Source organism: Thermoanaerobacterium sp. CMT5567-10 (assembly GCF_030534315.2).
In the GTDB taxonomy this organism is placed as follows: Bacteria; Bacillota; Thermoanaerobacteria; order Thermoanaerobacterales; family Thermoanaerobacteraceae; genus Thermoanaerobacterium.
Map to the genome: position 1 here is coordinate 2,303,524 of NZ_CP130558.2, position 11,952 is coordinate 2,315,475.

Annotated in this window: 12 protein-coding genes and 1 pseudogene; all 13 read left to right on the forward strand. The window is 32.7% G+C overall.

Annotated features, from left to right (window positions below):
• Positions 1–109 precede the first annotated feature (109 nt).
• Entirely contained in the window at positions 110–799 is a 690-nt protein-coding gene (locus Q2T46_RS11635; RefSeq protein ID WP_303265346.1) for a ComF family protein, read from the forward strand.
• Between the two features lie 8 nt (positions 800–807).
• A pseudogene (locus Q2T46_RS11640) lies at positions 808–1,215 on the forward strand (TIGR03826 family flagellar region protein).
• Positions 1,216–1,260: 45 nt separating this feature from the next.
• Positions 1,261–1,539: a flagellar biosynthesis anti-sigma factor FlgM gene (flgM, locus tag Q2T46_RS11645; protein ID WP_303265345.1), complete on the forward strand. Its 279-nt coding sequence runs from the start codon at positions 1,261–1,263 to the stop codon at positions 1,537–1,539.
• 14 nt (positions 1,540–1,553) lie between these two features.
• Complete coding sequence (locus Q2T46_RS11650) at positions 1,554–2,030, forward strand: flagellar protein FlgN (RefSeq protein ID WP_303265344.1); 477 nt, start codon at positions 1,554–1,556, stop codon at positions 2,028–2,030.
• 33 nt (positions 2,031–2,063) lie between these two features.
• Positions 2,064–3,500: a flagellar hook-associated protein FlgK gene (gene flgK / locus Q2T46_RS11655; protein ID WP_303265343.1), complete on the forward strand. Its 1,437-nt coding sequence runs from the start codon at positions 2,064–2,066 to the stop codon at positions 3,498–3,500.
• A 17-nt stretch (positions 3,501–3,517) separates the two neighbouring features.
• Positions 3,518–4,408 carry a flagellar hook-associated protein FlgL gene (flgL, locus tag Q2T46_RS11660; RefSeq protein ID WP_099253691.1) on the forward strand — a complete coding sequence of 297 codons (891 nt, stop codon included), beginning with the start codon at positions 3,518–3,520 and terminating at the stop codon, positions 4,406–4,408.
• Between the two features lie 12 nt (positions 4,409–4,420).
• The gene (locus Q2T46_RS11665; RefSeq protein WP_099253690.1) at positions 4,421–4,978 is read left to right on the forward strand and encodes a DUF6470 family protein; all 558 of its coding nucleotides are present in this window, start codon (positions 4,421–4,423) and stop codon (positions 4,976–4,978) included.
• 21 nt (positions 4,979–4,999) lie between these two features.
• Positions 5,000–5,449, forward strand: coding sequence for a flagellar assembly protein FliW (fliW, locus tag Q2T46_RS11670; RefSeq protein ID WP_303265342.1), 450 nt, complete (start codon positions 5,000–5,002; stop codon positions 5,447–5,449).
• The gene (gene csrA, locus Q2T46_RS11675) at positions 5,430–5,657 is read left to right on the forward strand and encodes a carbon storage regulator CsrA (RefSeq protein WP_094396896.1); all 228 of its coding nucleotides are present in this window, start codon (positions 5,430–5,432) and stop codon (positions 5,655–5,657) included. Before fliW ends, csrA begins: the two co-directional genes overlap by 20 nt.
• Before the next feature lie 123 nt (positions 5,658–5,780).
• A complete protein-coding gene (locus Q2T46_RS11680; protein WP_303265341.1) occupies positions 5,781–6,608 on the forward strand; it encodes a flagellin in 828 nt (275 codons plus the stop codon).
• Positions 6,609–6,777: 169 nt separating this feature from the next.
• The gene (locus Q2T46_RS11685) at positions 6,778–9,483 is read left to right on the forward strand and encodes an AAA domain-containing protein (RefSeq protein WP_303265340.1); all 2,706 of its coding nucleotides are present in this window, start codon (positions 6,778–6,780) and stop codon (positions 9,481–9,483) included.
• 334 nt (positions 9,484–9,817) lie between these two features.
• A complete protein-coding gene (locus Q2T46_RS11690) occupies positions 9,818–10,171 on the forward strand; it encodes a hypothetical protein (RefSeq protein WP_209453749.1) in 354 nt (117 codons plus the stop codon).
• Positions 10,171–11,946, forward strand: a complete 1,776-nt coding sequence (locus Q2T46_RS11695) for a motility associated factor glycosyltransferase family protein (protein ID WP_303265339.1) — start codon at positions 10,171–10,173, stop codon at positions 11,944–11,946. The genes Q2T46_RS11690 and Q2T46_RS11695 overlap by 1 nt, the downstream gene beginning before the upstream one ends.
• The last annotated feature ends 6 nt before the right edge of the window (positions 11,947–11,952 follow it).

An 11,952-nucleotide genomic window follows, 5' to 3' on the forward strand; every position in this document is an offset into this window, starting at 1 on the left:
GTTAAATACATGCAGTATTTCTATTTATAGATAATATTTTTCATAGAAGTTAAATAAATTTAAAAATATGTCGATATAAAAGTTAAATAGTTGAACGGAAGGATGCACTATGATATTTCTCGATCTGTTATTTCCACCAAAGACAAATTGCATACTGTGCGGCAAGATGATAAAAGAAGGAAATATATGCGACGACTGTGAAGGCAAGCTGCCATTTATAAGTGGCAATAAGTGCATCGTATGTGGAAAACCAATTGATACAGGCGAGAAATGCCCTGACTGCATGGAGCATGAACATATTTTTAGCCGCAGTATAAGTGCTTTTGAATATGATGAAACTATGAAATCATTGATAGCCAGGTTTAAATATTACAAAGAGAGAAATTTATCTGAGTTTTTTGCAGAGTATATGTACAAATACATTAAAGATGCTGATATAAAATTTGATGTAATTGTACCTGTACCACTTCACAGAACGAAGTTAGATGAGCGAGGCTACAATCAAGCAGAGCTTCTGGCAAGAGAGCTATCCTACAGATTTGACATAATGATGTCAAAGCCTTTAAGGCGTATCAGAAATACAAAGTCACAGACAGCATTAAGCAGAGAAGAGAGGACAAAGAACTTAAAAGGTGCATTTAAAGTGGTCTATGAAGATATGATTAAGAATAAGACTATACTGCTTGTCGATGATGTCTTAACAACTGGCTCCACACTTGATGAATGTGCAAAAGTCTTAAAAGAAGGCGGTGCAAAAGATGTTTTTGCAACGACAATTGCTACAGGAAGGAATGTGTGAGGTGTACTATGAATATAAGGAATTGTAAAAGATGTGGAAAACTGTACAACTATACTGGATTTGACTTGTGCCCTGAATGCTTTAACAAAGATGAGGAAGATTTTGTCAAGATAAGGGATTACATTGAAAAAAATCCATAGGCGACAGTAGCAGAAGTGTCAGCAGCAACAGAAGTTGAAGTTAAAAAGATTTTGGATTTTTTAAAAGAAGGAAGGCTGATATTGGGTTCTAAAAATACCAATATTACATTGATTTGTGAGAGATGCGGCAAACAAATTTTATCGGGCAGGTATTGCGAATCATGCTCGAAAGAGCTTGAAAAAACGCTTAGAAGTTCATTAAACGATGGGATTACAGAAAAAGATTCGAGATATGAAAAGCTATATATAAGAGACAATCAAAAGAAAAATTATTAAAAGAATTTTTATTTAGCCGATATAATATTGGGAAGGTGGGAAAGAATGAAAATTTACAACAATATCAATATTAATAATATTTACGATATGTATAAATCAGCAAGTTCAAAGGCTGTAGATGCAAAAAAGACAAATAATATTGATAAAGTAGAGATATCAAGTAATGCGTCAAAGATAAATAAAAGTTTTGCAGAATATGAACAGATAAGAGAGAAAAAAGTGCAGGATATAAAGGAAAAGGTTGATAGCGGGACATATTATGTGAAATCGGATGATATTGCCGAGTCGATACTTAAGGGAGCCTTTCTAGATAAAAAAGTATAAGGGTGGTATAGACAATGCCAAATATAAATGACCTCTTTGACGTGTTAGATGGGGAAATGCTTTTGTATAAAGATCTGCTTGATATATCTACAAAAAAGACTGATGTGATAATACACGGAAAAATACAAGAACTTGATAATATGACAAAAGTAGAGGGAAACATAATATGTAAGCTGTCAATGCTGGAAGAAGAAAGAGAGAAAATTTTGAGTGGCTACGATGATACTGGTGAAATAACTATAAGTGAATTATGCAAGATGTTGCCGGAAGATGATGCTAAAAAATTAAAAAAGATTCAGAAAGAGTTTGAAAGTTTACTTAAAGCTCTTAATGACAGAAATGACCTTAATAAATCGCTTTTACAGCAGTCGATTGAATTTGTTAATTATTCTCTTAGCATTATATCTAATAATTTAATAGAAGATAATGGAATTTATGGTGATAATGGTTCTGTAAAACATGTTAGCAGCATAATTGATAGAAAAGCTTAAATGAAATATTGCAATGAAAGGAATGAGAGCGCATTGTCCACTTTTCAAGGATTGGAGATAGCCAAGACAGGCCTATTTGCAAGTCAGCAGGCACTAAATTTGACTGGCCACAACATATCGAATGCAAATACACCGGGTTACACGAGACAAGTGATAGACTTATCTGCCATTGCACCGCCTACAACTTATGGCATGGCCGATCAATGGGGTAAAGCCATAGGAGGCGGCGTTAATGTTGATGGTTACCGTCAAATAAGAGATCAGTACCTTGATCAACAGTACAGAAGAGAAAATACCACACTTGGCGAGTGGGAGACTAAATCAGATACTTTATCAGCGATAGAGGGCATATTTAACGAGCCGTCTGATACAGGAATTACAACTGTCATAGATAATTTTTTTAATTCACTTCAGGACCTGTCGAAAAATCCAGAAAGCCTTGAGGTAAGAGCAGAAGTCAGGGAAAATGGCGTGGCTTTGACAGATACTATTAATTCAGTATACCAGCATCTTGATGACAAAGAAAATGAACTAAACAGTACGATAGAGAGTCGCGTACAGGAAATTAATTCTTATGCAGATAGAATATCAAAGCTTAACAATGAGATATACCGTTTTGAACTTACGGGGCAAACTGCCAATGACCTGAGAGATCAGAGGAATTTGCTGGTAGATAAGCTTTCAGAGATAGTCAATATAACTACTTATGAGGATTCAAATAAAAACTTCAGGATAGATATAAGCGGACAGGCTCTTGTTGATGGCAATAATGCGTATACGATGAGCGTAGACAGTACAGGAACAGTAAAGTGGGATCTTGCAGGTACGCCTGTAAATCCAACGGGAGGTATATTAAAAGGGCTTATTGACATGAGGGACGGCGATGGAACAAACGGTGTAAAAGGCATACCGTATTATAAAGAGCAGTTGAATAAGCTTGCATATAATATTGCGACGGTTTTTAATGCACAGCATGCTGCAGGATATGGACTTGACGGCAGTACTGGTGTTAACTTCTTTAATATCACGGATTCTACATATGATCCTACAGCAGAGTATGCAAAAAATATTAAAGTTTCGTCAGACATACTTGCAGATGATGGACTTCAAAAGATCGCTGCAGCATCTGATCCCAATTCATTACCTGGAGATAATACAAATATCTTAAACCTTATAGCCCTTAGAGATGCAAAAATTAGCGGATTAAACGGAGGGACGTTTGATGATTTTGTAAGCTCATTGATATCAAATCTAGGGGTTGATGCGCAGCAGGCTAACATGATGCAGACAAATCAAAGCGCTATGGTAAAACAGGTGGACTACAACAGACAGTCGGTGTCTGGTGTATCCCTTGATGAAGAGATGACAAACATGCTTAAGTATCAGAAGTCGTATGAAGCGTCAGCAAGGATGATTACAGTTATGGATGAGCTTTTAGATACATTGATAAACAAAATGGGTGTAACGTAAAAAGGCAGGTGTAGATTATGCGTGTTACAAATAATATGCTTGTTATGAATTTTATGAGTGATTACAACAGCAATCTTGAGAGATTGCAAAAAGATCAAAATATGCTATCCACAGGCAAAAAAGTAAGCAAGCCATCAGATGATCCTGTCGCAGTTGCAAATATTTTAAAGATAAAAACAGAGATTGCTAGAAATGATGCATATACAAAGAATACGGATGATGCAAAGTCGTGGCTTAGTTTAACTGATACAGCATTGGGGCAGATAGGAGATTTGCTTCAAAATGCAAGAGAACTAGCAGTGCAAGGGTCTAATGGTACGATGACACAAAGCGACATGCAGAGCATTGCAGCACAAGTGGATCAGATTAAACAGCAGCTAATTCAGGTAGGCAATACACAGTACAACGGCAGGTACATATTTGCAGGATATAAGACTGATACTAAGCCATTTAGCGACGGCAGCAATGGCTACGCTGGTGATGACGGTGTGATACAGTTTGAGATAGGCGCAGGAGGTAATACTCTTCAAGTAAATGTGACAGGCGATAAAGTGTTTGATGTAACTTCCGGCACATCTAAGCTTCTCAATGTCATGGATAATCTGTCAAATGCATTAAAATCGGGTGATAATCAGACTGTCAGCAATATAATTGGTGATATAGACAACCAATTGCAAAATGTTCTTGCGATTAGAGCGGATGCAGGTGCAAAGGCAAATAGAATTGATTTGACTGCAAATAGGCTAAGTGATGACAACTACAACTTCACAGCGTTGCTTTCCAAAAATCAAGATGCAGACATAGCACAAGTTATCACAAACCTTAAGATGGATGATAATGTTTATAGAGCATCTTTAGCTGCTGGTGCCATGATCATTCAACCATCACTAGTAGATTTCCTGAGGTAAAGGAATGGTACTATGGATATAGTAATAAATCAAACGTTCGGCAGGATAGGTATAGACACTACTCCTGCCGTAATTAATATACACAATCAAAATGCAGACCTTAATATACATCAGGAGATGCTTAAGGTAGAGATTGAACAGAAGTTGCCACAGGTTCATATAGATCAATATCAATGTTTCTACGAGTCTGGCCTTAAAAGCGTATTTGACCTTATACACGACGAGGCAGAAAGAAGCTATCAAGTAGGCCTTGAAGCAATAGCCAAAATCGTCGACGATGGCAATGCCTTGGCATCAATAGAGAACCATCAGAATGTCATACCACAGCTGGCATTTGAGGCAGGTGTAGAGAATATCGACTTCAATGTAGACCTTATGCCTAAGTCGAGGCCTAAGATATGGTTTGATGGATATTTGAATATAAATTGGCAGAAGGGAAATGTTTCTGTAAATGTTAAGCCGCAAAAGCCAGAGATATACGCAACAAGGGCAAATGTAAATATATATATGCTTCAGTATCCGTCTATAAAAATCGACTATATAGGTCAGAATGTGGATACAATAGTTTGAATTTGAAAGAGAGGTTGAGTGATGGATATAGAGACGAAAAACTTTGGGCTTGTCAGCTACAACGAAGAAGATGTGCTTCACTTTGATGATGGTATACCGGGTTTCGAGGGACTTAAAAGCTTCATTCTTTTAAGCGTTGATGAATATACCCCCTTTAAGTGGCTGCAGTCCCTCGATGATACAGACATAGCTTTTGTGATAATCGATCCTAAAGTTGTAGTTAAGGATTATAAAGTGGAAATCGATGAAGATATTGCAAAGTTATTGGAAATAAAGGATATAAACCATGCACTTGTTTATGCCATCGTCGTAATACCTGATGAAATTGAAAAGATGACTGCCAACCTAAAAGCCCCTATAATCATAAATGCAGAAAACAATAAAGGGATGCAGATACTTCTTGACAATGATGATTACATGATAAAGCATCCTATACTTAAGGAGCTAAAAAATGCTGATACTCACTCGTAAAATAGGGCAGTCTCTGATTATAGGGGATGACATTGAAGTAAAGGTTGTAGGCATCGATGGCGAAAATATAAAGATAGGCATATCCGCTCCAAAGGATGTATCAGTAGTGAGAAAAGAGCTTTTAGAAGTAAAAGATGAGAACAAGAAAGCAGCCCTTATAGATAAATCATCACTTAAAAAATTAGAAAAACTTATAAAAAAAGACTAAACTAAAGAAAAGATAAATCGATATATATAGTGTAAAACAAATGATAAACAGTTGGCCAACTGTGAAAAATCTAGTGGTCGATATGGCATGGATGCCAAATAAAAATTCAAGGAGGAAGAAAATATGGTAATCAACACAAATTTAAGTGCTTTAAACGCATGGAGAGCACTTGAGACAAACAACACAAACACACAAAAAGCATTGCAAAAATTATCATCAGGCTACAGGATCAACAGTGCAGCAGATGATGCAGCAGGCCTTGCAATATCTGAAAAGATGAAAGCGCAGATAGCTGGATTGGATCAAGCTCAAAGAAATGCGCAAGATGGTATTTCACTTTTGCAGACAGCAGAAGGTGCATTAAATGAGACAACATCGATACTTCAAAGGATGAGAGAATTAGCAGTTCAGGCAGCTAATGATACAAATACGAATGAAGACAAGGCTAATATTCAAAAAGAAATTGAACAACTTAAAAATGAAATTAATAGAATAGCTTCTACAACACAGTTTAACAAAAAAAATCTTTTAACTGGTAGTGCTAATGTTACATTGCAAATTGGAGCTAATGCAAGTCAGACTATTTCTATTGCTATTGGCACAATGAGTGCAGTAGCGTTAGGTGTTGATTCGATATTTGTGGGATCAGCTGGAGCTAGTGTTACAGCAACGAACATATCAAATCAAATTTCAACAATAGATACTGCTATCGATAAGGTTTCAGGTCAGAGAGCTGATTTAGGTGCATATCAAAACAGACTTGAACATACAATAAACAACCTTGGTACAGCATCAGAAAACTTGACGGCTGCAAATTCACGTATAAGAGATGTAGATATGGCTCAAGAAATGATGGAATTCACAAAAGACAACATACTAAACCAAGCAGCCACAGCAATGCTTGCTCAGGCAAATCAACAACCACAGACAGTATTACAATTATTGAGATAATAAAGAGGGAGGCAGAGCCTCCCTTAAATCATATTCTTAGATTTTAGATCTCTTATTTTCCATACGATGCCCCAATTATTAATAATTTTCTAGCCAAATTATAGTGATATTATTCAATAAATATGAAAAATTTTCGATAATATATAATGGGTAGAAATGGGGGATTATTGTGGCAGTAAAATATATAGATTCGTTTATATATGCCATAGAGGAAGAAATAAAGGCTATGAAAAGAGAAAATGAAGCAAGTGTGATAAAAATATATGATGGCAAATATATTCGTAACGATGAATCAAACAATATTTATAAATTTTCTTTTGAAAATGAGTTTTACGATATTGAGGAAATAAAAGCTAAGATAACTGTAAACGGTGAGGTTTATTCAGCAGAAATCTTGTCTGTGATAGATTCTAAAGTAGAAATAAGCATACCTGAGTTTTTGGGTCACAATATAAAAGAAGCAATACTTGATTTTAGGTTATGGTATTTGCTAGAAATTTTAAAAAAGAGATATCAAAATTGCGATGAAAGTACAATTAATTGCGATTTTATATTAAGCAATATGATATTTGATGGAAATATTCCTCAAAAAATTTATACAGATGAAGTAAAATTTTCAAAGAGTGGTTTGAATGATGCGCAGATAAAAGCAGTTAAAAAATCATTGTCAGAGCAATTCAATATAATATGGGGACCACCAGGAACTGGTAAAACAAAGACATTGGCAAAAATAATAGAAGAACATTTAAAATTGGGTAGAAGAGTATTGCTGATATCTCATTCAAACAATGCTGTTGATGAAGCTATGAAAAATGCTATGAAAAATCTTAAAAAACTTAAAATATATAATCAAGGGAAAATATTGAGATATGGTTATCCACAAAATGGATTTTATGATTATTATAGTGAAAACTATCAAAACATTTTGATTGAGAATATATTGAAATCAAAATGCGGCTTATTATTATCAAGTAAAGAACTTTATAAAAATAATATTTCAACACTTATTATTGAAAAAGAGAAAATAAATAAGATAATATCAGATTATGAAAAAATTTCTATGGAATTGGAAGATGACAGCAATAAAATTGAATTAAGCTTAAGTGTGCTAAAAACACATCTTAATGAATGCAAAAATCGTAATTCCGATGAAGACATAGAAAAATTAATAGATACAATTAAAAAAAAAGAATTAGAAAATATGGAATTAACCAAAAGAATTAAAGAATCTAAATCAAAATTAAAACAAATTAAATTGTTAGAAGATAGACTTAAAGAGATTGATAGGCAAATATATGATATTAATGAGAAAATAGGCAAAATAGACAATGAAATCATAGAAAAAAGAAAAGAGATAATTGCTGAAGCTAAATTAATTGCTACTACTGTTACAAAGACATTTTGTGATGATAAATTGGCTAAAGAAAAATTTGATGTTTTAATTATTGATGAAGTTAGCATGGTTCAGCTGCCACATTTATATTGGGTTTTCAGCAGATGTAAACTTTATGGATTTATTACACTGGCAGGAGATTTTTTGCAACTTCCACCTATATGCATTACTGATAATCAATTTGCCAAAGAAATAATTGGCAAAAATATTTTTAATATAATTGGAATTGATGAGGTAAATAAAGCAATAATTAATCCGTATGTGTGCTTACTTGATACACAATATAGGATGGTACCGGAATTATCTGCAATATCTAATAAATTTTATTACAATGGAAGATTAAAAGATGATATAAGTGTCATTTTAAGAACAAGAGATTATTCAATGCCAACTATATCAATAATAGATACATCAAATACCAATCCTAGATGTTATAAGATAGCAAAGAAAAGTAGGTTTAATATATACAATGCATTCATTTGTATCGAAGTTGCTGAAAGAATTTTAGAAAAAAATGAAAAATTGAAAATTGGTATTATAACACCTTATGCTGCACAGGCGCGTCTTATAAATAAAATAATTAGAGATAAAAAAATATCTGGTAAATTAATGGCAAGCACTGTCCATAGATTTCAAGGCGGTGAATGTGATGTTATAATATATGATTTATCTGACAGTGAAGGTGTAGACTTGTCACCATTGATAAATGATTTCAACCATAGTACAAATGCTGATTTACTGTTAAATGTGGCATTGACAAGAGCTAAAATGAATTTTTGTTTTGTCGGAAATATCGCATATTTAAAGTCCAGATTGATTCTAAATTCAAAAGTAGAAAAAGTCATCTCTTATTTGTTAGATAAAGCTAATTTGATTCAGTCAGAAGAGATTTTAGATCTACACAAAGTGAGATTAATAGCTAACAATGATTCAAAGTTAGTTGAAAATATTAAAGATGATTTTTTAGCGGCTTTTATTAATGATTTTATTAAAGTTAAAAAGCGATTTATTGTTATATGTCCTGAAGTTTTAGATGAGTTAATAAATGGATTTATCCCAAGATTTACAGATATGATACAAAACGGTATCGAAATAACTTTATATACTAGTCCGACATATAAGAAAAATAGTATAAATGACAGAAAAACAATAGATAAAATTAAAGAAATAGGTGTAATGGTAATCGAAAGAGAAAAAATAGAGATAAATCTATACATTATTGACTCTATAATTTGGGAAGGTGATGTAAATATATTCTCTGGTAAGTACGTTAAAGGCAAGATGATGAGATACGAAGGTCAATTTGTTACAGAAGAGATCATAAAAAATTTAGAATTAAATAAATCAAACGGAATTGGCGATGTAGTTGACAAAAAGTGTCCTAAGTGCGGAAGACCAATGATAATCAGAAAAGGAAAATACAGCACATTTTTAGGATGTAGTGGTTATCCATATTGTAATGGAACTGTCGGATTAAAATGATTTTTAATTTTATGAAAAAGCATATTGATGTAACATGTACTAATAAAAAAACACTATACGCCCCGCAAGTGGACGCGTCTGCCTATAACTAGATATTGTATAAATAATATTCGTATTTTATTTATAAATAACTATAGATGTATTTTAAGACCTATGAATTATTGTTCGCTTAAAATTAATAAGGATGACATTGATATTATGTTAATTGTACCTGATTAACATAAGTACATAATAATATTAGCTACATTTCAGAAGTTAATTTATATAAGTTTAAACTTTTATTCTGTCAAGCCGATAATCATTGTAGAAATGTAAAAATGTTAGGTGGGTTTATATGCTTAATGATATGATGAAAGAAACTGTAGCAGAGAGCCTTAAGTATGTGCCGAGGCTTATTGATGGTGTCGACGATGTTATAAGGTTAATAGACGAAGGCATGTATGCAGAAGCAAATTCGTTGCTTATAAGTGTTATTGACGGGCTTAATTGGTCAATACAAGCAATAACATTGACCATGCCTTTTCATGGTTTCGATTTGGATGTTGTAAAGGTGAATGAAAGTTTAAGTGCATTGATGAATGGAATTGAAAACTCAGATTATCAATTAATATCCGATTCACTGAATTATGAGATTAAGGATATATTATATGGATATATGAATCACTGCAAAAAAGGAGAGCTTAACTGATGAGTTCATTTGAAATTTCTAAAGCAAAAGATGGCAATGATACTTTGGTATATATGAATGAAAGAAAAAGGTATTTTTTGCATAGTTCATATTATCCAGACAAAGAAGCAAAAGAATGGGTTGATACTATTGAGATTAGTGATGAGTCTATATTAATTATTTATGGTATAGGATTAGGCTATCATATTAATTATCTTTTAAGTAGATTATCACCCAATAATCGGCTGATATTGGTTGAACCATCAAATGAAATATTTCAATTTGCACTAAATAATGGATACTACGATAGATTTAAAAATAGGGAGAATTTATATTTTATAAGTGAAGAATCAGAAGAAAAATTAAATGTAATACTACAGTCTTATATACCATGGGATAACTTTGAAAATGTTATATATAAGGAATTTAAGCAATATCCTAAGGTCTTTAACAAATATTATGAAATATTTAACAAATGTTTAATTGAAACGATAAATTCGATGCGAATTAACAGAAATACAGCACTTTACTTTGCTGAGCAATGGCAATCAAATTTCATGGAGAATTTGGAATATGTTTTTAAGAGCGTACCGGTTAAATCTTTTTTTGGTGTATTTAAAAATATTCCTGCAGTAATAGTTTCTGCTGGTCCATCACTTGACAAAAACATTGAGCAATTAAAAGAGGCAAAGGGTAAATGTGTCATTATATGTGTTGGGACAGCTTTAAAAGCACTTTTGCAAAAAAATATTGAACCGGATTTTGTTGTATCAATAGATGGTGGAGAGAAGAATTTTGAGCATTTTGATGGATATAAAGTCAAATCTCCACTTGTGTACGATTTGACTTTATATCCTAAAATATTAAAAGAATATGGGGGATCATTTATCATTGCAGAGATTGCATCAACATATACGAAATTGCTTAGTGATAGATTATCGTTAGATTTTGGAAAGTTAAGTACAGGACCATCAGTTGCTAATTTATCTTTGGATTTTGCATATATGTTAGGATGCAATCCTATTGTTTTTATAGGTCAAGATTTAGCGTATTTAGATAATAGGACACATGCATCTGGAACAACTTATGAAAAGGACAGAATAAAAGAGAATTCTGACGAAAAGGAGTATATATATGTTGAAGGCAACTTTGAAGAAAAAGTTTTGACCGATCGCGTTTTGCTTTCGTTTAAGACATGGTTTGAAAATTATATATATGGGCATCCAGATAGGACATACATAAATGCGACAGAAGGTGGTGCACTTATAAAAGGAACTAAAATAATGAGATTTAAAGAAGTAATAGAGCTATTTATGAATAGAGAAATAAATGTAAAAAATAAGATAGACAGTATATTGAAAGATGGAAAGATTAAATTAGATAAAAGGCAGATAGATGATTTTGCGAAAGAATTTGGAGATGCGATCAAAAAATTAGAAAAAATAAAAAATGACTGTATGCGTGCTGCAAAACTATCAAAAAGAATGTATAATGAATATCAGAAGGATGTTAGTGCAGACGTGTCTCATATAATATCTATATTAGATAAAATAGATAAAAGATTAAAAAACTCAAAAGATGATTTTTTGTATATATCTTCTATATTAAATGTAGTTACTACAAAAGTTCTAAAGGGGTTTAAACCTGAAAAAGATGAGACTGAAAAGCAAAAAAAGCTCAGAATTGCAATGATGTCATATACACTTTATCAAGGAATATATGAGGCGATAGAAAAGTCAGAAAATGGATTAGAAAAGTTATTAATAAAGATGAATAATTTGAATAACGAAAAATAATTTGTG